This is a genomic window from Planctomycetaceae bacterium, from assembly GCA_039680605.1.
Taxonomy (GTDB): Bacteria; Planctomycetota; Phycisphaerae; order SM23-33; family SM23-33; genus JAJFUU01.
In genome coordinates this window covers 24,601-48,182 of sequence record JBDKTA010000015.1, presented here as the reverse complement: position 1 = coordinate 48,182, position 23,582 = coordinate 24,601, and the positions used below count along the sequence as shown (strand labels likewise).

The following is a 23,582-nucleotide window of genomic DNA, read 5'->3' as shown; positions in this document are numbered from 1 at the left end:
TCGCCACGAAAACCTTTGGCCTGAAACTCGTGCTCACTGCGGCGACCCTCGCAGCCTTCGCCGTGCCAACTCGCGCGCAGGAGCAGGCGATGCAGCAGGTGCTGGCGGGGAATCTGCCTGCCGAGCCGGCAACCGCGACGGCGGTGTGCAATGAGGCTGTCTCGTTCGCCATCGCGCAGCAGCGGTACGATCAGTTGCCGGCGCTGCTGGGGCGGCTGAAGGAACTGGCGGACAAGTCTCCCCAGGCGCGGGCGGCGGCGGTGACGCTGCTAGGCAGCTTTGGACACGCCGCGGCCGTCAACGAACTCATGCCCGTAGGCGTGGACCAGGCTCGGTTCCCATCGGGACGCGTGGCGCTGACCAAGACGAACTTCGAGTTGCAGACGCGATGGGCGGCGCTGTCGGGGGCTCTCAAGCAGATCTCCGCCCCCGAGCCGGTCTCGGCCCAGGACGTTCAGGAAACGCTCGACCTTGCCGCCCGCAGCGGCGCGTGCGTCGCCGTCGGGCAGTCACACTGGGTCTCGTGCCAGGCGATGGTCGACCGGATGATGCTCGCCCTTCCGCAGGCGAGGCTGACGGCCGTGCGGGCGGCGCAGAACCAGGCGGCCGAGCGGTTGGTATCCGCGGCGCGGCTGGATACCGACGCCGAGGCGGCACTGGCGGCCTGGCGGCGATACCCCTGGTCGGCGGGCGTCCATGAACTGCTGGCGGGCTTCGGCGAGAAGGCGCTGCGCAGCGGTCGCCCGCAATGGGCCGCCGCCGCCTTCGCCGACGTCATCTCCCACGCCGCCGACCCCGCCCTGCGCGGCCAGGCCCAGGTCGGACTGTGGCTGGCGCTGGCCCAGCAGAGCCAGACGCGACAGGATTTGCTCGATGCGATGGCGGCTGTCGACGATGGCGTGCAACTGCCCTGGCGCGGCGCCCAGGCGCCCGCGAGAGAGATTAAACAGGCCCTGCTGGCAGGCGACCAGCAGCAAGAGCATGGGCGAGACGCCCATGCCATGAGACTGGCGAACCTGCCGCGGCGGCGGATTGTCCTTCCGGCCCCGTGGACGCTCGAAGGGCGCGTCGGCGACGGGCCTGTCGGGGACTTCGCTCTGCACACCCCCTGGCCGATCAGCCATGTGCAAGCCGCCGGGGCGGCATTGATCGTGTATTCAGGCAACCGCGTCGCGCGATTCGACGACGCCGCAGCCGCCTGGGCCTGCGGTGAAAACCAGACCCCCCTGCCCTGGGACGCCAACGCGGCCCGCCGCTACCAGAGGGAAAACCCCGCCGCCGATTTCCAGCGACGCGGCGCCTCGACGGCAGACGGTGAAAGCTCCGCCTTCTCGTCCGACGCGAGCATCCTCTACTACTACCAGAGCGACGCGACCCGCTCCGCCATCGCCGCCGTCAGCGCCGCCACCGGAAAGACGCTCTGGACCACAGCCGATGACGAGCAGTTCCAGGTCGTGCGGTCGCAAGCCGCCCTGACGATCATGTCCCGCCCCGCCGCCGCCGACGGCTGCGTCTTCGCATTGGCCCTGGGTCCGGCGGAGCAGGATATCGGCACGGCCGAGGACGAAGGCCCGCCCATGATGTGGTACCTGCTGTGCCTGGATGGGCGCAGCGGGCGCATGCTCTGGAAGCGGGCCATCGGGTGGCAACCGTTCACTCATCGCGACCTCGCCCGCGGCGGCTGCGCAGTGACGATCCACCGCGGCAGCGTGTACTGCCAGACGAACATGGGGCTGATCGCCCGCTGCGACCTGCGCGACGGGGCGCTGATCTGGACCAGCGGTTACGCCAGCGCCGTTGGGGCGGCGCCCGACTCGCACAACTTCGCCCGCCAGGGCGTCTCGCCGGTAGTGGCCGGCAGCGTGCTGCTGGCGGCCCCGCGCGATCACAGCGGCGTGCTGGCGCTGCGGTGCGACAGCGGCGAACTGCTGTGGGAAGCCCCCCTGACGCCCAGCGACCGCCTGCTCGGCGCCGCCGGCGGCGTGGCGGTATCCATGAGCAACCGCTGGGCGGCCGGCGTCGACATCGCCACGGGAACGCGCCGCTGGATCACGCCGCTGCCCCAGGGGTCTCAGGGGCGCGGCTCGCTCGTGGGCGATAGCGCCGTCATCGCCGCCGGCGAATCGCTGGTCCGCATCGCCGCGGCCACCGGGCAGATCGCCGAACGGCTCGACCTTCCTGCCGGGGCGGCTGCACAGATCGTATTGCTCGACGACGGCACGGTGCTCGAAGCCGCCGCCCCACCGCTGGCGTTCGCCCGCCCCTCCACGCCCGCCGGTCCCGACGTGCCGCTGGGTCTGCCGCTGGAAGACGCCTTGACCCTCTCCTGCGAGAGCCCCCTGCTGCTGACCGACCCCGCCGCCGCGGAGACATTTGTGGTGCTCTCGGGGCGCACCCTTGCCGCGGCCGGCGCCGGCGCCGGTGTGATCTGGCAGCGCCTGCTGCCCACGCGTCCGCAGGCGGCGATCGTCGAAGGTCGCACCATCGTCCTGTCCGCGGCGCGCTCGCTGGAGGCGTTCCGCGCCGCCGACGGCGCGCCGGCATGGACAGCCGCACTGCCCTTCGCCCCCGCTCGCCTGGGCGGCGGGCAGGGACTGGTATGGGCGGCGTCGGGACCGGGGCAGCCGCCCGCGGCGGCCGTCGTCGATCCCGCCGGCGGCAACGTACTCTGGGCCGGTCCGCTGAAAGCTGCCGGCGTGCAGGGCGATATTCGCGACATCGCCCTGACCGACCAGGGTCTGGTGGTCCGCTGGCCTCAGGTGCAGGTACACGGCCAGTGGCAAGAGCACGGCGTCAGCTATCACGACCCTCGCACCGGACAGCTTCGCCAGGCGCGTCCGGCCGGGCCGGGCGACTCGCCGCACCGCCCGCCGCTGGAGAGCACGGCGATGCGGTTCGTCGGGCGAACCGCCTGGCTGCACGCCAGGAGCCTCGCCGGCGACGCCGCCGCCGGTTGGGACATGTGGTTCGACCAGTCCATCCAGGACCGTTACCCTTCGAGCATCGCGATGTTCCCCCGCGGCGGCAGGCTCTACCTGCACGCCTGCGGACAGGTGTCCGCCTTCGACACCGCCACGAAGCAGCAGGCGGCGTACGAACTTCAGCCGCGCGACCTCGTCCGCGTCTGCACGGTGCTGGACCTGCGCGAGGTCGGCCACACGCTGGTGGTCCTGTGGGCCTCGACCGGCGAGAGCCTCAACGCCGATATGCGAAACGGCAGACTGTGGTATCGCCCGGAAGACTCGCGGATGTACGTCGATGTCTTCGATCTGGCCGGCGGTCAGCGCATCGCCCGCCAGGAACTGGCCTCGCTGCCCTTCTACGACCGCGGATTCGGCGACTTCACCACTCGCGGCGTCATCTTCGACCGCGCCGTCGCCATCACCGCCCCTGACGGCGCGCACCTCTTTCGCACCCACGCCGGCGGCGGAAAAGCCTTCGCCTCCCTGACCGCCGACATCCGAGACCTGGCCGCGCTGGCCGGCAAGAGCCCCGATATCGCCACCTTCGACGCCGCAGCCGCCAAGGCCTCGGCCGCCGCCAGGGCCTTCGCCGCCGGCGCCGCCTCAGCCGCCCTGCCGGCCGAGCCGCGAGCCGCCCTGGCAGCCAGCGCCGCTGTCGGCGTCGACGCCATCGTCCAGCAGGCCTATCGCCCCGTCATGACCCCGCCCGGAGGCGACTACGTCGGCGAAGTCACCGTCGCGATCGGCACGGCCGTCCGCGGCGCTGCCGTGCGATACACCCTTGACAGCACCGACCCGCTCTCGGCAGGTCAGCCTTACACCGCCCCGCTGCGCCTGGGGGCCGGCACGGTGGTCAAAGCCGCCGCCGGCGCGCCGGGCAAGACCTTCGCCACTATCCCCACGGGAGAGCAGACTTACCGCATCCTCGCCGCCCGGGCCCCCGACACGCCGCCCAACGTTCAGCCGGGCCTGACCTACGCCTACGCCGGCGGGGGCGTCAAGACCATCGCCGAGATGGGGGCTCTCAAGGTCCTCAAAACCGGAACATCCCCGAGCTTCGACATCAGCCCCTGGACGTCTGGCGACAACTGGGGCGTCACCTTCACCGGGTACATCCGCGTGCCCACTGACGGCGTCTACACCTTCTATACCACCAGCGACGACGGCAGTTGCCTCTTCATCGGCAACGCCCGGGTGGCCGACAACGACCGCCGCCACCCCCCGCAGATGGCCAGCGGGCAGATCGCCCTGCGAGCGGGCCTGCACCCCATCCGCCTGGCGTACTTTGAAGTCACCGCCTGCAAACTGCTCAAGGTCGAGTACAGCGGCCCGAACATCCCCCGCCAGTTCATCCCCAACGACGTGCTGTTCCACTGACACGCCTCAACCACGTGAAGATGGCCTCCTTGCGCCACCGCAGCAGGCCCGCCAAAGGCAGGGCCGCCAGCGCCAGCGACATCGGCTCGGGGACCACGCCAAATTCATTGTCGGCGACGTACTGCCCAACCTGCTGTCCGCTGGCCAGACCGTAGACGGCGTCGGATCGCCAATGCACGCCCAGCCAGATGCGGCTTTGGGCGTTCTCCTGGGCCATCTCCCAGAAGCTCGAATACGTTCTGAGGCCGCCCGTATATCCAGGGTCGTCGGTGCCGACAGTCAGCGTCATCGACTCGCCAAAAAAGTCGGACATCACCGTCGCGGCCGCGGCGGCGAACGTCGCATGCCCGCTGGTGTAGGCGGGGAAGGGGGGCGTAAAGCCGTTGACCAGCGGGTCGTCCGAAAGCGGCGCCCATGTCGGGTCGGCGAAGGTGAGGCTGTTGCCGTCGGTGTCGGCCTCCTGGATTCCCGTGATGGGGCGCCAGAGGTCATAGGCGTACTTGGCGTCCCATGCGACGATCCCGGCGTCAGCCATCGCCACGTTGAGCATCGCGAACAGTCTGGCGTTTTCGATCAGGCTCAAGCCTTTGGCGATGGAGGCTTCCTGTGCGATGGCATTGAGCTGTCCCAGCGGCTTGTAGGTGCCGTCACGGTCGTTGGCCCAGAACGACGCCAGTTGCGTTTCCTCCGTCGTGCGGGTAGAGCCCGTCAGGGCCCCCTTCTGGTAGACCTCCAGCCACTCGGCGGCATACTCGGGGCTGGTCAGGTCCGGCGGCGCGGGCGGGCGAATCGCCTCGACGCTGGGAATAGACCAGGTCTGGACGCTCTTCCACTGCGGGTCGAACGCCGCCGTGTAGTCCGGCGGCGTCGGGCGCCATGTCCCGGGCGTTCCGGCCGGAGTGTACGTCCCCGGCGTGTCCCAGCCGTCTGCGGCGCGGTCGGCGATGACGGCCGACGCGACCGCCGCGCCCAGCGTCACGCCTTGCATCTTGCCGGCCCCGTCGGGGATCGCCGCCAAGGCCGAGGCGTAACGCGAGTCCAGCACCGATTGCTGCGAAGGGTACAAGCAAGACATGACGTTATAGGCCGCCGCCGCCACGGCTGCCTCGTGCGAGGCCGTGGGCGGGGCGTCCAGTTTGACCAGGTACGGATAGTACAGGCGGTCGATGGAGTTGACCGAATCGAAGATCGCCACGTGGACCATCGCTCCGGCCCGCGAGACGGGGGCAGGCGGCCCGCCCGTGGCGCGGATCATGTCCAGCCAGACGTTGTTCCAGTCCAACACCGCGTCCGCACGGACTGCCTGGGCGCATATCAGCACCAACAGCGCCCATGCCACCAGGAATAACCTGCGCATCCCAAGCCCCCCCTCTTGCACTTGACCCCTCCCGGCACTGATCATATGCCCGGGCGGGCGAACTCGGCAAAACGAAATTGCATCATTTCCGGGCCCGGGACAAGCTGCTCTAGCTCACGCGTCGAAGGACGCCTCTGCCAGTTCTTGCTGCGACAGCGACCGCATCGTTACGCCGATCACCGCGGTCACCACCAGCGCCAGCAGGGCCAGGGCCCCAAAGGCCGCGGCAGGGGTGAACCAGTAATCCAGCAGGTTGGCCACCGCGCCCGAGAGGAGGATGCCGCCGAAATTGGCGAAGTTCGCCGCGGCGATCACCGTCCCCTTGCTCGCCGCGGCGGGGCGAACCTGGATGAAGCTCTCCGCGGGGATGAGGATCGCCCCGCCGCCGGCGCCGGCCCCGCCCAGCGCGGCTACCACCGCCCAGACGTGCCACGACTGCGGCAGGTACGGCACGAGCCAGACCGCCCCGATGAACGCGCTGGCAACGACCCCCGCCAGCGGCACCAGGCGGTACCACACCCTGCCGTCGGCGTAGAAGCTCACCAGCAAACCGCCGACGCCGAAGCCCGCCAGTTCGGCTACCACCAACAGCCCGGTCGTCTCTTCACCGAACTGGAGCTGCTGCACGCCCAGGGTATTGGTCAACTGGATCAGCGCTGAACCGAGGAACCACACGAACGTGTCGGCGATGACCGTGTAAGCCAGCAATCGGTCTTTGCGCATCGCCATCAGGTGACGCATCGACGAGAGCGGACCGGCACGGGGGAACCGCTTGTGCGGGTCTGCCGCCGGGCGGCGCGGGGCCCCCATCGCCGCCGCCAGGCCCAGCAGAGGCACCGCCACGGTCATCCAGGCGATCAGGACGCGCGCGTCGTGCTCTGAGCCGCTGCGCGTCAGCACCACGCCCGCCAACGCCACCCCGGCCAGGATCGACCCGATCAGCGCAATCTTGGTCGCCGCATTGGCGCGGGGCATGTCCTGGCGATCGAACAGGTCCGGAAGCGTTCCATTGAATGCAGGACTGAAGATCACCGCGTGCGTGGACATCAGGGCCGACATCACCATGATCAGCGTCCAGTTGCCGCTGTAAAGCCCGTACGCCGCCAGCGACATCGCCAGCACCTCCAGGCACTTGGCCGCGATGAGCACGCGACGCTTGGAATAGCGGTCCGCCAGCCAGCCCGCCGCGGCCGCCAGCAGCAGATACGGCAGGGAGTACAGTATCGCCGCCAGACCCTGCAAGTACGCCATTCCCTGCCCGACTGCCAGCAGCATGGCGGCCTGCTTGAAGAAGTTCTCGGCGAACGATCCCAAGCCATAACTGGCGACGATAGAGGCGAACCGAAGCGTGGCATGATCGCGCCCGCCAATGCCTCCCGATGTCGTTGTGCCTGGGTTCATCCTGTCTGAAGCCCTGAAGGATTCTAGGCGGGGGACGGAGACGAGGAGTGCGGGACCTGCCTGCCGGCAGGCAGGTTGACGGGATAGAAAGGATTAAGAGGATTAAGAAACAAACAAAAGACGGACGGGGAGAGTGTTCTTCTCGTCCTCGTCCTCGTCCTCGTCCTCGTCGTCGGTTGTTTCTTCTCCATTGCCAAGCCCCTGTCGCAGGTGTCTAATCAATGTTTTCAAGGCCAGCCGCTTCAATGACCGAGCCCGACAAACCTTTGCCCGCTGCCTCGCCGCTGTTGCGGGGGCGCGATCTGACTACCGGCAGCATTCCCCGGCACCTGATCATCTTCTCGCTGCCGATGCTGGCTGGCAACGCCCTGCAGATGGGCCACAGCCTCATCAACCTCTTCTGGGTGGGACGGTACCTGGGCGAGAATGCCGTGGCGGCAGTCACGGTCTCGATGCCGGTGGTCTTCGTTCTGATCTCGGCGGGGATGGGGCTGACGCTGGCGTCGAGCATCCTGATTTCTCAGCACTACGGGGCCAAAGACGAGGGGGCGATTCGCCGCGTGGTGAACAGTTCGACCATCCTCATCGGCGCGTGCAGCCTGGTGCTGGTGGCGGCAGGCGAGCTGCTCACGCCGGCGATTCTGCGGGCGATGGACACGCAGGAGGACGTGCTGCCCCTGGCGGAACAGTATATGCGGATCTTCCTGCTGTCGCTGCCGATGGGCTACGGCCTCTTCCTGACGCGCAGCATGCTCCAGGGCATCGGCGACTCCCGCACGCCGCTGTACTACCAGGCCGCTGCGGTGGCGATCAATGCGGCGCTGGACCCGCTGTTGATGTTCGGCTGGCTCGGGCTTCCCGCGCTGGGGCTTAATGGAACGGCCTGGGCAACGCTGATCGCCCAGGGCCTGGCGCTGGGGGCGCTGGTGGTGGTGCTGCGGCGGCAGAAAAACCTGGTGGCCCCGGCGGCGAGCTGGAAGGCATTCGACGGGCACACGGCGCTGATCACGACGCGCATCGGATTCCCCTCGGCACTGCAGCAGTCGCTGGTGTCGGTGAGCATGGTCTTTGTGACGGGCATCGTCAACGGCTTCGGCGGCAACGCCACGGCTGCCTTTGGGATCGCCGGTCGCATCGACATGCTGGCGTTCATGCCGGCGCTGGCGTTGAGCATGGCGGTGTCGATGCTGGCCGGGCAGAACATCGGGGCGCGCAAGCACCATCGCGTGCGCCAGATCGTACTGTGGGGCTGCGTGCTCAGCGGCGGCTTTACGCTGGCGGCCTCGGCGCTGGCGGTGAGCATTCCGGAGACGCTCATGCGAGTCTTCATCAGCGACAGCGGCGACGGCGCGCTGTGCAAGGATCACCGCCCGCCGGCGGCATCGGGGCCGTCCGTGGCGGCGATGCAGAATCGCGCGGGGCAGCCGGGCGGGGCGGGCAAAACGATGTGCCCCCAGTGCGGCAAGGAGGTGGTGGAACTGGGGGCGGGCTATCTGCGCATCGTGGGTTCGTGCTACGTGTTTTTCGCCTTCATGTTCGTCACCAACGGCGTCATCAACGGCGCGGGGCACACGATGGTGACGACGGTGTTTTCGCTGGTGAGCCTCTGGGTCGTCCGCGTGCCGATGGCGCTGTGGTTGGCGGATCACATGGGCATCACGGGCGTGTGGTATGCGATGGCCGCCAGCTTCGCCGTCTCGATGCTGGCGAGCTTCGCCTACTATCTCAGCGGGCGCTGGCGCAAGACCGTCGTGCGCCGCCCGGTGCCGGATCTACCCGCGGCGGCCTTTGGCGAAGAATCCGGGGAAGTGTAAGCGTGGAGTAAGCCCATCCGGCAAAGCCTGTGGCTGAAATAGGGCCTGCGGATGAAGGGCAGGGGTAGAGATATCGCGTAAAACTCCATAGGCACACAACGGGAGGGGGACCCATGCCAACCACGCCTAAAGTCTCCGTCGGAGTCGCTCTGGTTGCAGCGTTTCTTGCGGCGTTCACAGGAACTATCGCAAAGGTCGACGGGCAGGTCATCGCGCCGGCCGAAGCGGGCCCCCCGCCGGGGGCCGGGTCGCTGTACATCGACCATGACGGCGACGGGTACGGTCCGGCCAGCCCGATGGGGCCTGACGCCGACGACGCCGACGCCCTGGTCAACACGCCCGACACCGTCAAGGCCAAGTACGGCGACGACATCTCGCCGCTGCTGGCCAAGCAGGGCTACCGCCCGCGGCGCATCTTCTACATCGCCCCGGCCGGCAGGGACGCCACAGGACAGGCCGATGCCCCGGCCAAGCCCTACGCCACATTCGCCGCGGTGGTTGGGAGCTTGCGGGCCGGCGACGCGGTCTTGTTCATGGGCGGCACGTACAAGGGCAAGTACCCCATGGTCTGCCAGAAGGTCCAGGGCTCGGACGACCAGCCCATCGTGGTTGCGGCGTATCCGGGGCAGCGCGTCGTGATCGACGCCGAAGGGCTGGCGCTGGCCTTGGGCAATTGCCGCAATCTCGTCTTCGACGGTCTGACTCTCACCAGCAGCGCCACCAGCAGCAGCGCGGGCGTGTCGATGCACTTCTGCAGCCGCATCGTGCTGCGCCGCATCGAGGCCTGCGGTCACAAGTGGGGCATCCACGGGATGCAGGACCTCCACGAGATCCTGATCGAAGACTGCGTGCTGCACAACAACCCCGTCGAGCACGGCGTGTACCTGGGCTGCCGCGAGGCCCCCAACTCGCGCCTGACCATGCGAAACTGCCTGTCCTACCGCAACGGGCGACATGGGTTCCAGCACAACGGCCGCGTGACCGAACTGCTGCTCGAGAACAACTCCTTCCACACCAACGCCCTGGGCGGCATCTCGTTCATCAACGGGGTGTCCAGTTCGATCGTTCGCGACAACCTGATCTTCAACAACAACAAACAGGGCATCGTGATGTACACGTACACCGATCCCAATCCGCAGATCGTCCCGTACAGCCAGAACGGCAACCTCTTCGAGCGCAACACCATCTGGATCGGGCAGCGCGGATGGAACGGGCAGTACGAGCCGGTGGACTTTCCCGCCGTCGTCTTCAACGACTCCACCACCGCCCAGACCATCCAGATGAGCGAAAACATCTTCCGCGACAACGTGATCGTCACCCAGCGCGGACCGGTGTTCTCGTTCAAGCAGCGGCGTTTCGCAGCCGTGACGGGCATCGAGAACAACACCCTCTTCCGCATCGCCGGTCCGGCGATGTGCGTCGAGTCGGTGCCCCAGACGCTCGCCTATGCCGCGATCGCCTCACTGGGCAACCGCGTCCAGGGCAATGTCTACGAAGACCCCAAGTTCCGCGACGTCTCGCCGAGCTATTTCGCCACCCCCGAGAAGTTCGACTTCTCCCGCGGCGGCGGATCGGTGGCGGTGCATAACGTGGTGGTGCAACCGCTGGCCGCGGCGGTGCCCGTCGAGGCCGTGGCCATTCCTCCCGCGGCAGTGCGCCGGGTCGCCCCGCAACTGACGGTCGCGGCCGGCGCCGGCGCGGCGGTCACCGGCGTCTCCAGCGGCGCCGGATCTCGCAACGGCGCCGGCGTGCTCTACTGGGATAACGACGGCGACGGGTACGGTCCGGCCAGCCCGCTGGGCCCCGACGCCAGCGACGCCAACGCCGCCCTGAATACCCCCGACACCGTCACCGCCAAGTACGGTCAGGACGTCCGGGCGCTGCTGGCGGCCCAGGGATACCGCCCGCAGCGGATCTTCTTCCTCTCGCCGGCGGGCAGCGATGACAATGGGCAGGTCGACGACGCTTCGGCGCCCTACGCCACCTTCGCGGCGGTGCGCCGCGACCTCAAGGCCGGCGACGCGGTCTTGTTCCGCGAAGGCACGTATGCGGGCAAGTACCCGCTGATTCTGCGGGGGCTCATCGGCACCGCTGAGGCGCCGATCCTGATCGCGGCGTACCCGGGCCACCGCGCCGTCATCGAGGGGCAACTGGCCTGCGCGGTGCTCGACCGCTGCCACTTTGTCACCCTGGACGGTCTGACGCTCGTCGGCGCCGGGTCGGCCAGCACCAGCGCCGGGGTGGACCTCAACGCCTGCGGTCAGATCGCCCTGCGGAACCTGGACAGCCACGCGAACAAGTGGGGCCTGCGCGGGCAGGAAGACCTGCACGACATCCTCATCGAGCACTGCGTCTTCCACGATAACACCGCCGAGGGTCTGTACCTGGGCAGCCGCGTTCTGCCGAACTCGCGCGTGACGGTCCGGATCTGCCTGGCGTACCGAAACGGCGCCAGCGGGCTGCACAACGACGGGCGCGTCAGTGAACTGCTCCTGCAGCGCAACGTCATTCACACCAACACCGGCGAGGGCATCCTGCTCAGCAACGGGGTGTCGCAGTCGGCCGCCACCGACAACCTCATCTTCAACAACACGCGTCAGGGCATCGCCCTGTCTGCCGGCGGCGTCGGTTCGCAGAAGGTCGTCGCGTACGATCAGACCGCCAACGTTTTCGAACGCAACACCATCTGGATCGGGCGGCAGAGCTGGCAGGAGGGCAGCGAGCCCAAGACCGCCGCGGCTGTCCAGATCAATGACATGACTGTCGAGCAGAAGGTGCGGATGAACGACAACGTCTTTCGCAACAACGTGCTGGTGACCTCGGAAGGACCCTCGCTGTCGCTGCGGCAGAAACGATTCGCCGCGGACATCGCCTTCGAGAACAACACGCTGTTCCGCTCGGCCGGTCCGGACTTCGTCATGGAGTACGGTCCGCAGAACGTCAGCTTCAAGCTGATGTCGGGCCTGGGTCCGCGCATTCGGGGCAACCGCTTTGAGGAACCGCAGTTCGCCGACGTCTCGGCGGATTACTTCGCCCGCCCGGAGAAGTTCGATTTTTCACCGCCGGCGGCCGCTGCGGCGGTCAAGCCGTAGCGATGCTCCCCCAGGTCCGACGCGCGCAGCGCCGCGGCGCAGGCGCCGACGGGCGCAAAGCGGAACTGTTCCAGCAGCGCCGCCAGGCGCCCCGGCGTTCGGCGCAGCCCTACCCGGTGGCGCCACCGGCTCAATCGCGACATCGCCAGCACCGGCTGGTCCGCATCGAACTCCCACGGGTGCAGGTATAGCATAGTGCAGCGCCCGCACTGCTGGGCGGCGCCCAACGCCGCCCGCGTCGCCGCCAGGGGGAGCAGGCGGAAGTATCCCCCGCCGCCCACCGGCCAATTCATCCCCAGCAGGCGTGCCGTCAGCGGCGGAATCTCCAGCATTCGACCCCCGCCGGGCCCAACGGCCATATGAGGCTCCGGCGGCGCCTCGGGCACGCCGTAGCGGTCGTGGCGGATCGGAAAGACCGAACAGTCGTACTCGATGCCTTCCTCGATCAGCGCGTCGATCGCCCAGGCCGTCTTGTGCGTCAGCGAGAACGTCGGCGCGCGGTATCCCAGGCACGCGCAGCCGCTGAGGTCTTCCAGCGCCTTGCGGCTGTCGCGAATCTCGCGGGCGAATTGACTAGCGTTGAGGTGCTGGATCATCGTGTGCGTCATGCCGTGCGAGGCAATCTCGTGCCCTCCCGCGGCGATGCGCCGGATAATCGAACCCTGACGCCGCGCCACCCAGCCCAGCACGAAGAACGTCGCCAGCGTTCCATGACGGGCCAGAAGGTCCAGCAGCCCGTCGACGGCGGCCTCCAGGCGCCATGGGATCGAGTCCCACTGCGAGGGCTTGACGCATGAGGAGGCCGCCTGGACCTGGAAATACTCCTCGACGTCGAACGAGAGCATGTTGGCCGGCAGCTTCGCCTGCACGGGCGCCCGCCACGGACGGGGGGCGACCGCCATCTCCGCGATCGCGGCGGCGTCCGGGCGGGTTGCTTCGACGGTGGTAGGCGTCATGGGGCTTCTCCCAGGTGCGGCAGGATCGCGTCGCTGGTGCCCCCGGCCAGACCGGCGCCCGCGCGGGGGGTGAACATGCGGGCGGCCTGCTCGTGCCAGCGGGCCAGTTGCTCGTTTCCGGCGGCTTTCTCCGCCGCCGCAAGATGGGCGTGAAGTTCGCCGGAATGGTTCGTGTCTCGCAGCGCCAACCGCAGTTGCAGGCAAGCCTCTTCATGGCGACCCAGCAGGTGACAGAGCCATCCCAGCGTGTCGTGATACAACCACTTGGGATGGGTCTGCACGGCCGTGACGGCCCAGCCATACGCCTCGCCGAGCTTGGCCCGGTCGTTGGGGTACATCCGGGCGACGAGGCAGGCGGCGTTGTTGGAGGCAGCGGCGGCGACCTTGCCCGAGGCGTTGGTGCGAAGCTGCTTGTACATCTCCAGCGCCTGCTCAGCCTGGCCGCACTGGTAGAGCGCCTTGGCCTGTTCAAGCCTCAAGTCGGCGATGCCTCCGGCGGCGTCTGCGGCGCTGGCGTAGGCGTCGGCGGCCTGGCGATACTTCTTCTGGCGGACGAACTGGGCGGCCTGGATGATCTGGGCGCCCACGCCGCCGGGCGGCTGGATCTGCGCCAGCACGTCGGAGATGGCCTGGGGGGTGTTGTCGGCGCGGACGGCCAGGACGGCGGCCCACTGGCAGGTGGGTTGGGCGCCGAGGGTGGCGCGGGCGATCTGGGCGGCCAGGGGTCCCTGCTCCATGTCCAGCGCCACGTAGGTTCGCGCCAATCGCGCGGCGACGGTTCGGCTGTGAGGCCAGGGCGCGGTGTCCTGCAGCGACTGTGCCAGAACGCGAGTCAGGGCGTCGTCGTCGTCCTCGCTGCGCACCAGCGAGATGGTCTGCTGGGCGGAGGGTTTCTCCAGCGTCATGATAGCCGCCAGGGCCTGCCAGGCGGTTCCGGCGCGGCTGTCGGGCTTGGCCGCGGCGTTCTGGAAGTCTTCCAGCACGCGCGCGTCGCAGGGGAGGCCTTGCTGGGCCTGGCGCGCCAAGGCCAGCAGCAGGTCCACGGCCTGCGGTTGCGACGCCGCGGCCACGTCCGCCATCGGCGTGTCCGGGTCCAGCACGATGGCCAGCCGCCGCCAGTCCCGTCCGCCGCTTTGCCTGGCCATGCGCCTGGCCAGGCTTGCGGCGCGCGGGTAGTCCTTCTGGTGGATCATCGCCCGCGCCGCCTGCCAGGCCGCCCCGATGGGCCACCCGTACCAGCGGCGCTGCGTCTGGGCATGGGCTGCAAACTGCTCCAGCGCCCGGTCCCACTGCCCCACCGCGATCAGGCGCGACATGATGGCTTCGAGAATTTCCGGCTCTTCCCCCTGGCGCGGCGCCAGTTGCTCGAGGATCGCCATCGCCTCCTGATGCGTCGGGGCTATTTTCGCCATCGCCAACTGTGCCGCGATGTACTGGCCGGCGCTGGGCGGAATCTGCGAGAGGCACTGGCGCCCCTGCTGGGGATGGCCGAACTCCACCATCGCCTCGCCGATGGTCAGGCGGATCGACGGATTGTCGGCGTACCCCTCGCGCACCAGCACGTCGAGGGTCTCGACCGCCGGGGCGTACAGGCCCCACCGCCCCAGCATATGCGCCCGGGCCAGAAGGGCCTGGCAGCGTCCCGACCAGCTCTGGGCGCCCATGGTCTCCAGCGCCGCCAGCGCCTCGACGGGGCGCTGCTGGGCGTCGAGCACCTGGGCCAGGCCCTCGTATCCGATCAGGTCCGTCGGCAGCAGGGCGATGGCGCGGCGGAAGAGGGCTTCGGCCTGGTCGAGCTTATCACCGGCCTGGTATACCTGGGCCTTGAGGATGCACCCCCAGTAGTCGCCGCCGGGAACGTGCAGGATGATGTCGTCGCAGCAGGCGGCGGCCTTGTCGCTTTGACCGAGGCGGGCGTACATTCTCAGCGTCTGCGCCATGCGGGCGGCGTCCAGGCGCGTCCGGGCGTCTTTCCAGACCTCGTCCAGGCACGCCAGCGCCTCGGCGGGGCGATCGGCCGCCGCCAGCACCTCGGCCTTGCCCCACAGCGCCTGCGCCCGCACGGTCGGCTGCTGGGCCAGCACGTCCAGCCGCGCCAGAGCCATGTCGAAGCGCCCGGCTCGGGCGAGGCTGGCCGCCAGACTGAAACTGGCCTGCAGAGCCTGCGAGGTCGTCACGCCGCTGGTCTGGGACAGGCGGCGATAGACGGCCGCGGCGGCGTCATGCGCGCCGGCTTGCGTCCAGATGGTTCCCTCGGCCTGCAGAACCATCTCCTGCCGCGCGCCGGGAATCTGCATCAACCGCTGCGAAGCCTGCTCGATGCCGCCCTGGCTGCCCAGCAGGTTCGCCAGGCGCAGGTACACGTCCAGACGCGTCGGGTCCGACGACAGCGCCGCCGCCCAATGCTCCTGACAGGCCTTGGCGTCGCCCTGTTCGAGCAGGGCCTGCCCGGCCAGCACGTTGAGCTCGTACGACTGCGGGGCCTTGACCAGTTCCGCCCGGGCCAGCGACAGCGCCAAGGCGCTCTGGCGCGTCCGCAGCAGCGCCTGGCCAATGGCCAGCACGGCCGAGCGGTTGTTCGACATGCGAAGCTGAGAGAGGTCCACCTTTTCTCCCAGCAGCACCCGCGCCTCGAGGCGCACCAGTTCGGCCGCCGCGTGACTCTGGGCAAAACCCTCCAGCGTCTGCAGGCACTGTCGCGCCAGACCCTGGTCCAGCAGCACCCGAGCCAATGCCAGGCGCTCCACCGCGGCTGTCGGTTCCGCCGCCAGCCCCGCACGGTACCGCTCGATTGCCTGGGCTGCATGCCCGGCAGCGAGATAGAACTCCGCAGCCGCGAACTGAACCTCCGCCACGTCGCCGTTGGCGGCCAATTCGCGTGCCAGCAGGTTCTGGGCGGCCTCGAACTGGGCCAGGATCGCCATGGCTCGCGCCTGCGTCAGACGCCCGCGAATGCTCACCGGCGAAAACCGGATGGCCTGCAGCGCCAGTTGGCGGGCGGCCGCCGGTTCGTCCATCCTCTGGCAGCACACTGCCGCCGTCGCCAGCATGGTCAGGCTGTTGGGGTAATTTGTTCGCGCTTCTTCGACGGCATTGCGGGCCTGGGGGCGACGGTTGGTCTTCAAGGCCGTCTCGATCAACAGCCGCAGGGCGTCGGGGTTGTCGGGGTTTGTCTGCCAGAACGTGCGGGCCTGCATGTACGCCTGCTCGGAGTAGTTCTCCAGCAGGTAGTGCTCGACGAGATACTTCCTGGCCGGGGCGAAAGACGGGTTGAGTTCCAGCAGCGCCCGCATGGCGTCGTGGGCGAGCACGAGCTTGCCCGCTCCGGCGGCCGCCTGGGCGTACAGGTGCAGCACGTCAGGGCGATCCGGCGAGTCGGTCTTGAGCACAAAGAGCAGCTTCTCGGCGTCGATGTATCGCCGTTGGGCGATCAGCACGCGGGCGTGAAGCTTGCGCGCGTCCATCCAGGCGCTCTTGTCCTTAAGGACCGACGTGACCGCCTGGTCGGCCTTGACGAACTCGTCGGCGCCCAGAAGCAGTTCGGCCTGGATCAGCCGCATCTGGAGGCAGTCGTCGGAGCCCGCCTGCCCGGCCGACAGCAGCCCCTCGACGCGCTGGGCAGCGGCGAGGCATGCGGCGCGGCGAGCGCGGGAGGTGTCGAATTGTGCCACGTGTACTGCGTGCAGGTCGCTCATCGCGGCCGCCACCGGCGCCGCCTCCCCCAGACCGTGGACGATCTCCAGCAGGTCGCGGGAGCGACCGTCGTCCGCGAGGTCTTCGCAGAGAAGGACAGCGTTGCGGGCGGAGGTGTCGATGTGCTTGAGGAGCATCTGGCGCTTCTTGCGGCTGGCCAGCGACGCCAGAGCCCCCTTCGACCGCAGCAGCGTGTCCGACAGCGTGGTGACGGCTTTGTCTTCCCAGGTCTGGGCGGTCCGGGCCATTGCGGCGCCATCGGCAGCGTAGCGACCCGATTGCGTCAGGGCCCCGCCCGCGCCGGCGAGCTGGCTGCTGTGCAAGAGCACCATGGCGATCTTGCGGCACAGGCGGGCGCGGATCATCTCGACCGAACCCTGGAGCCCCTGCACGCTCATCGCCCGGACGGGGTCTTCTTCCTTCACCTCGTCCAGTTCCGCCTGGGCCTTGTCCAGGCTCTCCAGCGCCGCCCGCAGGATGCTCACCTGGCTGATCCCCGCCCCGGTGATATTGACATGCATCGCCGGAAGAATGTACGTCTCGGCGATCCCCGTTCGCACGCTGGTCTGGTCGGCCCCGAGAGCGGCGGCGCGATGAAACGCCGCTCGCGCCCCGTCGTAGGCTCCCAGGCTCACCCGCGCCGACGCCAGCACCAGCCAACCCTCGCGATCGTTCTCCTGGCTCCGCAGGTACTTCTCGGCCAGCTCCGCCGCCACGGCATTTTGATGCGCGTCCAGGGCGATCCGAGCCCGCGCCAGAACCCGCGAGGAGTCGCTGTAGTGCCAGTACGCCACCGCCGCCGCTGACAGCACGCCCAGCACCGCCACGATACAGACGATCAACATCAGTCGCTTCATCAAGACCCCCTTATGGCAACGCCGCATCGAGACGCGGCAAGGCCTGTTCCAGCATGGCAAAGGCCTCCCGGCGCGTCTGCTCCAGTTGCGCCGCCTCAAAGATTGACGAGACGCGGATCAGCGCCCCCTGGGTCGGGCGCCCCAGCAGACCCCCCGCCAGCAGGCGCATCTGCTGATGCCAGTAGCTGCGCGTGTACTGGCGCCCGAACCGGTACGTGTACAGGTAATAATACGTCCGCTCCTGGTCCTGCACGATCAACTCCCGACAGGGAATGCCCTCGCCGCCACCGCACGGGGCCGTCACGTCGCGCTTGGCTATGATCCCCGCGCTGCCGCCTTCCAGGCACAGGTCCGGTGGATGGATCCCCTTGCGGTTCTCCCCCGCCAGCAGCAGCCAGACATCCATCGCCGGACGGGTTGTTTTCGCCGGCACGTAACGACGATAGCAGTAGCTCGGGTGCTCCAGGATCGTCAGCGTCCGCTCGTCAAGGTCCAGACTGTAGCTGTCGTAACGCAGCCCGTCGATCGTCACCCGACTGGCCAGCAGCGACGAATCGGCCGCCGGCAAAACGTTGCGCAACGGACGCGCCGACCAGAGCGTCAACGCCGCCGAAAGCCCCAGCAGCCCCGCCGCCACCAGTGCCCGGCGGCCGCACAGTGCATGGCCAAGGCGAGACCATTGCCCGCCGGCGCTGTCGGCCGCCATCACGGCGCTGAACCGCCCCTGCGGCAGCGGCGCCTTGCTCAGCTTGGCGCGGACCTCCAGCAGCACGCGCTCCAGGGCGAACATCAGCCCCATCGCCACCGCCAGCAGGCCTATCCCCGATGCGTCATGAAACCACCCTGTCGCCGCCTCGACGCCCAACACGCTGGCAGCCACCACCAGCGCCGCGATCCGCAGCGCGTTGCTCGCCAACGCCACCGGAATCGACATCGCGAACAGCAGCGCCGCCCACGCCCCGCGAAGGCGGCTGACGTACGCAAACAGCGCCCCGAACGCCACCAGACTCAACAGCGTCCGCAGACCGTTGCACACGTTGGCGACCACCAGCGACTGCCCGCCGGCGAGAAACGCCTGGTTGCCCGACCGGACGGCCGTCACGCCGGCCAAACCCGCCAGGCGAACGCCCCAGTCCGTGGCGACCAGTTTCAGGCGAAAGTTCAACTCGGCGATAGTCACCTCCGGCAGCGGGATCATGAACCCCAGAATCGCCACTGGAAACCACAGCCGCTTCAGCGCCTCGGCGCCCCACAGCAGCAGGATCAGCCCCGAGATCACGATCGGAAGACTCAAGGCGCTGATGAACGACACGCGGCCCAGCATTCCCAGGTGCAGCACCAGCAGCCCCGCGCACAGCACCACCGCTCCCGCCCGCCGCCGCGGCGCCACCGCGATACGCGTGTAACGCAACAGCAGCAGCGCCGCGGCCACGCTTACCACCGCCATCAGCGGACCGTGCGTGTAGTAGCTCTCCCCCTCGCTGATGCGATCGATCAGTCCCAGATCCGCGCGGCCCCACGCCGGATACCACCGCTGCCACATCCCGCCCAGGGTCGTCCAATAGGCCGCCACGGCGGTACACGACAGCACCGCCCCCACCGCCACGCTCTGCCAGCGGCGCATCTGCATGTTCACTGCGATTTCCATATGATGATACAAACGCGCCGAAGGGATCGGCTGCCCCTTTGTCCCCGCGGGGAATCATCTTGATCATAGGCACGCCCCGCACCATTCCCAACGCGCCGCACTTTTTCGGCGCCCACGCCAACCGACCACTGCCGCATCGGGGCGGCGTACTAGAGACCACCCACCGCCGACAAGGGACCGCCCCCCATGCCCCCTCCAGTCAATCCACCCCTGCAAAACAGGCAAAGCCTGATGGTGCGGAGCCACGGTGCCCCGCTAGAGTTCTTTCAAGATGGTCAGGCCTGACAGGGGGCCAACCCATGTGCCAAGGGAACAAGTGATTTGTGCCGTATTCACATTCAGGAAGGCGAGGCCTCAACGGGCTCCGCTCTGAAAGACAGCAAGAGGATTATCATGAGCAGTGCAACGCTGGCAGCGTATCCGACCACCAGGCTTCGGCGGACGCCGCGGCGGCAGGGGGAACCGACGCCTCCGGCCGATCCCCCGGCGACACAGGACGCCGAGGGAGAAGACATCAAGTACGTCTTTCACCCCTCCTTCCAGCATCCCCGGACCGAGAGCGAACTCTTCGGCGGCGGAGCCCTCAAGATCGCCGCCTCGACCTGGAATCCGGTCGAGGGACCCGATAGCGATCGGCAGCCGACGAATTCCACCGCCCTGACAGGCGAGCAAGAAAGCCTGCTCTTCCGCCGCTACAACTATGCCCGCTACCGCCTCTGCACGCTGCTGTCGCAGGCCGACGGCGACGAGCCCGACAGCCAGGCCGACCTGTGGCGCCAGCGTGCGGCCGACATGCGCGTCATGCTGGTACGCGCCAACCTGGCGCTGGTCTACGCCATGGCCCGGCGATCGTATATTTCATGCATCGAGTCGGCCGACCTGATCAGCGAGGGCAGCATGGCCCTGCTGCGAAGCATCGAGAACTTCGACGTCTCGCGCGGGGCCAAGTTCTCCACCTACGCCTGCCGCTCGATTCTCAAAGCGTTCGGACGCATGGCCAAACGCGACCAGCGCCGTCAGAAGCGCCTGCCGATCCAGTTCACTTCCGACCTGGATTACCACGATGCCGCCAACGCCCGCCAGGACCAGCAGTGGCGCGAATCCGTCGAGACGCTCAAGGAGATCCTCACCGCCAATGGAGCGCGGCTGAGCAAGATCGAACGCACCATTGTCGACGAACGCTTCGCCCTCTCCAGCGGGGGCAAGAGCCGCACCCTGGCCGAGATCGCCCGGATGGTCGGCCTCACCGACGAGCGCGTGCGACAGATCCAGATCGTCGCATTGGAGAAGATCCGCTCGGCCCTCGAACGCACCTATCTGGGCAAACCGCTGGCCCCCGCCGTCGAAGCGTATTGGCGGTTGGCCGTGTAAAACCGCTGGCATAATGGATGCTTCGCGCGTCGCCCGCGGCTTTCCCCTCGCCAAGGGGTTGCCGCTACCCAGTTGTTTCTATACCCCCTGCCCGATAAACTTGACCGTTGTCGATAATTCCGCCAAGCGCTCGTAGCTCAGTTGGATAGAGCAGCGGTCTTCTAAACCGCAGGTCGTAGGTTCGAGTCCTACCGGGCGCGATGCATGTGCCGTTACGCGGAAACGCCTTCGGGCGCGGCTGATGCAACCGCTGGGGCGCTTTCTCTGATGTACTGATAGATCGCGAACGCGTCGCCTACGGCCATGGAGCCTCCCTCTACCACCAGTTGCCAGTGCGGCGAGCGATCGAACAAGGCGCGGTGGTAACAGTTGTGATATACGACGTAGACCCCATGCAAATTACCGGCCGCCCATCGCCTCAGGCTTGCCAACCATTTGTCCATGATGACGTCGTCGAAGGGATTGTTCAGGAAACAGACCAGCGGGCAGTCCGGCAGATCGAAAGCCACCGCATCGGCGCAGACAGACTCCAGGCGGGTGCATTTCTGCGTCGGGGAATGGTAGATCGCAATGTTGCGGACGGCTACCAGGTGCATCTCCCGGGCGAACTCGACGCCGATGATCCGCTTGAACGGATAGTCAGAGGCCAGCAGGAGGGTGCGGCCTTTCCCGGAGCCAACGTCGATGAAGACGTACCTGGAGTGGTCGATCTCCAGTCGCGCCAGGATCGCCTGGAAGGCAAGAGTGTCCGTCGGAGCGTATTCGCGCGCGTGATCCTCATGCTCGGCGGGCACCGTCAGGGCCCCGATGGGAACGTACCCCGTGGTGTCGGTGCCGTAGCGATTGTCGAACTCGTGGTCGAAGCGCTGACCGCGGCCGATCCTCGAATCGAACGGCAGCCGCGCATAGTACCTCACGTTTTGCCACGCCAGTCGCGCAAAGCCCACCGGACCGCGCTTGTTCCAGGCGCGCCTGACGCGCTTCCACATATTCCGCACTTTGCACCCCCCTCTTGAAATGATGCCTTCCCCAAGGCAATGGAATTGTATACCCCGTTCGACATGGGGAGCTTTAATCCGGCGACGCCTGCGGCTACCATGTCGGCGTGAGCGAATGGATCGGCAATTTCGAGCGGGGCGTGTGTCTGGGCGGCGAGTGGGATGAATCGCTGCTGGGGCACGTCCCGGCGCGGCGGGGGCTCATGCTCCTGCTGACGCACGACGGAACGCCCATCGTCCTGCTGCCTGCCGCCGACATGCGCAGCCGCCTGCGGGCCCGCATGCGCGGCGCCGACGACGAACCGGCTGGAACCAAACTGCCCGACCTGAGCAAAGTCGCCGCCCAGGTTCTCTGGACGCTCACCGCCGGCGACTTCGAGACGGACCTGCGCTTCCTGGACATCGCGGCCGAGCTGTGGCCGCAGAACTATCCGGCGATGCTGGCCTGGAAACCCGCCTGGTTCGTACACGTGGACCTCGGCGAGCGATTTCCGCTCTTCCAGCGCAGCCGCAGCGTCCTGCAACGCCGCGGGCGGTACTTGGGCCCCTTCCCCACCGGCAAGTCGGCCGACGCCTACATCAATCTGCTGGTGGAGATCTTCGACCTCTGCCGCGAACCCGCGTGCGGCCGCGCCGCCCCCCACGGACGCCCCTGCCCGTACGCCCAGATGGGCAAGTGCCTGTCCGTCTGCGACGGCACCGTCAGCCTGGAGGATTACGCCCGCCACGTCGCCGCGGCCGTGCAGGTTGCTCAGGGCAGCACGCAATCCGTCCGCGAGCAGTTGCAGTCGCGCATGCGATCGGCCGCCGAACAACTGATGTTCGAAGCCGCCGCCTCGTTTAAAGCCAAGCTTCAGAAGCTCGATGAGCTGACCGGCCCGGTCTTTGCCGACGTGCGCCCCGTTGAACAGTTCGCGTTCATCATCCTCCAGCGCGGGCGCGGGCGCAGGCAGATCAAAACCTTCCTCGCCAGGCTCGGCTGCATAGCCGCCGGCCCGTCGCTGCCGTATCCTCTTAAGCAGGATGCCCTGCAGACGGTGCTGCAGGCAATGGCCGCCCACGCCGCCGCTTCGCAGGGCGACTGGACTGACGTGCAAAGCTACCGTCTGGCCCTTATCGCCCAGCACCTATACGGTCCCGAGCAGCGCCGGGCTCTGCTGGTGCGATGGAATCCGGAAATGAAGCCCGCCGAACTGGCCGCCGCCATCGAGTCGGCCATCGAAACGCTGCACCTCAACACCCCGCCGCAGCAGGCTCACAAGTAGAGAAGTCTTACCAATAGGCCGACTATACTGCCGCCTCCGACGACGATCAGGAAGAATACCCACGGAGAGATTTCGTATTGCGCCAGTCCCGGCAGATCTGCCTTTTTCAGCGACCGGCCGGTAAACTCCGCGAGAGCTTCGCACAGCAGGGGAAAATTGGCTTTGGGTTTATAATCGCATCGCACCGCCACCCAGAGGTCCTTTTCATATTGCAGGCTGATGATTCCCCGCCGGCTGTCGCAGTACCCGCTCAGGCTCTCTCGCGGGATCTCGAAGGCATGCTGGGCTGCCAGAGATTCTGCAATCTTCAAAGCGACGACTCCGGCCAATCCTCCGATGAACGCCGCGTTACCCGTCGATATTTTGCGAGGGGCGCCGGAAATGCAGACGCTGTCGGGGCCAATAGCCAGCTCGCCGCGGTACTGAATGGCCTTGCCGCGACCTTGGTTGTATTTTTCGTTGAAGCCGAAGAAGACCTCGTATGCCACCTGGGAGTCCTCGCCTTGCACCAGAGCGACCGGTGCGGGGCGCGCCATGGGAATCGCCGCCGCAGGAACTTGCGGCACGGGCGCCTGGACCTGACCTGCCGGGATCGTCAGAACTTGTCCGCAATGAGGACACTTGGCCTTCTTGCCGGCAAGCTGATCATTGGCTTTCATGCTGCGCCCGCACGCACATTTGAACGAAATCATACCCGTCTCCCTGTCATTGAAACGTCTCGACACTGGAGGATATCTGGAGCCCGGGGCAATGCAAACAAAAAGGGGGGGTATTGTTTGTTGGTAGGGCG

12 protein-coding genes and 1 tRNA gene are annotated in these 23,582 nt (G+C 67.7%); 6 read left to right on the top strand and 7 right to left on the bottom strand.

The features are described 5' to 3' along the window. Positions 1 to 62: 62 nt before the first annotated feature. Complete coding sequence (locus ABFD92_04885) at positions 63 to 4,340, top strand: PQQ-binding-like beta-propeller repeat protein (protein ID MEN6503853.1); 4,278 nt, start codon at positions 63 to 65, stop codon at positions 4,338 to 4,340. Here the strand turns inward: ABFD92_04885 and ABFD92_04880 are convergent. Then, entirely contained in the window at positions 4,312 to 5,697 is a 1,386-nt protein-coding gene (locus tag ABFD92_04880) for a vanadium-dependent haloperoxidase (protein ID MEN6503852.1), read from the bottom strand. The two genes, ABFD92_04885 and ABFD92_04880, sit on opposite strands and share 29 nt — an antisense overlap. Positions 5,698 to 5,811: 114 nt before the next feature. Then, positions 5,812 to 7,098, bottom strand: a complete 1,287-nt coding sequence (locus tag ABFD92_04875; protein ID MEN6503851.1) for an MFS transporter — start codon at positions 7,096 to 7,098, stop codon at positions 5,812 to 5,814. 245 nt (positions 7,099 to 7,343) lie between these two features. On the opposite strand from ABFD92_04875, the gene ABFD92_04870 reads away from it, so the two are divergent. Together ABFD92_04870 and ABFD92_04865 are read left to right on the top strand one after the other, a co-directional pair. Continuing rightward, complete coding sequence (locus tag ABFD92_04870) at positions 7,344 to 8,912, top strand: MATE family efflux transporter (GenBank protein ID MEN6503850.1); 1,569 nt, start codon at positions 7,344 to 7,346, stop codon at positions 8,910 to 8,912. A 113-nt stretch (positions 8,913 to 9,025) separates the two neighbouring features. After that, entirely contained in the window at positions 9,026 to 12,004 is a 2,979-nt protein-coding gene (locus ABFD92_04865) for a right-handed parallel beta-helix repeat-containing protein (protein ID MEN6503849.1), read from the top strand. Here the strand turns inward: ABFD92_04865 and ABFD92_04860 are convergent. Genes ABFD92_04860 through ABFD92_04850 form a run of 3 tightly spaced genes read right to left on the bottom strand, consistent with a single transcriptional unit; the run spans position 11,938 to position 19,140 of the window. Next, positions 11,938 to 12,960 carry an XrtA system polysaccharide deacetylase gene (locus ABFD92_04860; GenBank protein MEN6503848.1) on the bottom strand — a complete coding sequence of 341 codons (1,023 nt, stop codon included), beginning with the start codon at positions 12,958 to 12,960 and terminating at the stop codon, positions 11,938 to 11,940. The genes ABFD92_04865 and ABFD92_04860 overlap by 67 nt on opposite strands. After that, positions 12,957 to 17,510, bottom strand: coding sequence for a hypothetical protein (locus tag ABFD92_04855; GenBank protein ID MEN6503847.1), 4,554 nt, complete (start codon positions 17,508 to 17,510; stop codon positions 12,957 to 12,959). The genes ABFD92_04860 and ABFD92_04855 overlap by 4 nt, the downstream gene beginning before the upstream one ends. Before the next feature lie 10 nt (positions 17,511 to 17,520). Next, positions 17,521 to 19,140 (bottom strand): exosortase C-terminal domain/associated protein EpsI, encoded by a 1,620-nt coding sequence (locus ABFD92_04850; protein ID MEN6503846.1) that lies wholly within the window; start codon positions 19,138 to 19,140, stop codon positions 17,521 to 17,523. Positions 19,141 to 19,551: 411 nt separating this feature from the next. On the opposite strand from ABFD92_04850, the gene ABFD92_04845 reads away from it, so the two are divergent. Further along, a complete protein-coding gene (locus ABFD92_04845; GenBank protein MEN6503845.1) occupies positions 19,552 to 20,529 on the top strand; it encodes a sigma-70 family RNA polymerase sigma factor in 978 nt (325 codons plus the stop codon). A gap of 126 nt (positions 20,530 to 20,655) precedes the next feature. After that, positions 20,656 to 20,729: transfer RNA gene (locus tag ABFD92_04840), tRNA-Arg, on the top strand. A gap of 12 nt (positions 20,730 to 20,741) precedes the next feature. On the opposite strand, the gene ABFD92_04835 is transcribed toward ABFD92_04840, so the two are convergent. Further along, complete coding sequence (locus ABFD92_04835; GenBank protein MEN6503844.1) at positions 20,742 to 21,518, bottom strand: class I SAM-dependent methyltransferase; 777 nt, start codon at positions 21,516 to 21,518, stop codon at positions 20,742 to 20,744. Positions 21,519 to 21,634: 116 nt separating this feature from the next. Between ABFD92_04835 and ABFD92_04830 the strand changes: the two genes are divergently transcribed. Then, positions 21,635 to 22,792 carry a hypothetical protein gene (locus tag ABFD92_04830; protein MEN6503843.1) on the top strand — a complete coding sequence of 386 codons (1,158 nt, stop codon included), beginning with the start codon at positions 21,635 to 21,637 and terminating at the stop codon, positions 22,790 to 22,792. Here the strand turns inward: ABFD92_04830 and ABFD92_04825 are convergent. Then, the gene (locus tag ABFD92_04825; GenBank protein MEN6503842.1) at positions 22,783 to 23,484 is read right to left on the bottom strand and encodes a hypothetical protein; all 702 of its coding nucleotides are present in this window, start codon (positions 23,482 to 23,484) and stop codon (positions 22,783 to 22,785) included. The two genes, ABFD92_04830 and ABFD92_04825, sit on opposite strands and share 10 nt — an antisense overlap. Positions 23,485 to 23,582 lie beyond the last annotated feature (98 nt).

Bases quoted from the DNA above. Each gene is read 5' to 3' on its own strand.
- ABFD92_04880 (MEN6503852.1), bottom strand. From the start codon at position 5,697: ATGCGCAGGTTATTCCTGGTGGCATGGGCGCTGTTGGTGCTGATATGC.
- ABFD92_04875 (MEN6503851.1), bottom strand. From the start codon at position 7,098: ATGAACCCAGGCACAACGACATCGGGAGGCATTGGCGGGCGCGATCAT.
- ABFD92_04870 (MEN6503850.1), top strand. From the start codon at position 7,344: ATGACCGAGCCCGACAAACCTTTGCCCGCTGCCTCGCCGCTGTTGCGG.
- ABFD92_04865 (MEN6503849.1), top strand. From the start codon at position 9,026: ATGCCAACCACGCCTAAAGTCTCCGTCGGAGTCGCTCTGGTTGCAGCG.
- ABFD92_04860 (MEN6503848.1), bottom strand. From the start codon at position 12,960: ATGACGCCTACCACCGTCGAAGCAACCCGCCCGGACGCCGCCGCGATC.
- ABFD92_04855 (MEN6503847.1), bottom strand. From the start codon at position 17,510: ATGAAGCGACTGATGTTGATCGTCTGTATCGTGGCGGTGCTGGGCGTG.
- ABFD92_04850 (MEN6503846.1), bottom strand. From the start codon at position 19,140: ATGCAGATGCGCCGCTGGCAGAGCGTGGCGGTGGGGGCGGTGCTGTCG.
- ABFD92_04845 (MEN6503845.1), top strand. From the start codon at position 19,552: ATGAGCAGTGCAACGCTGGCAGCGTATCCGACCACCAGGCTTCGGCGG.
- ABFD92_04835 (MEN6503844.1), bottom strand. From the start codon at position 21,518: ATGTGGAAGCGCGTCAGGCGCGCCTGGAACAAGCGCGGTCCGGTGGGC.
- ABFD92_04825 (MEN6503842.1), bottom strand. From the start codon at position 23,484: ATGATTTCGTTCAAATGTGCGTGCGGGCGCAGCATGAAAGCCAATGAT.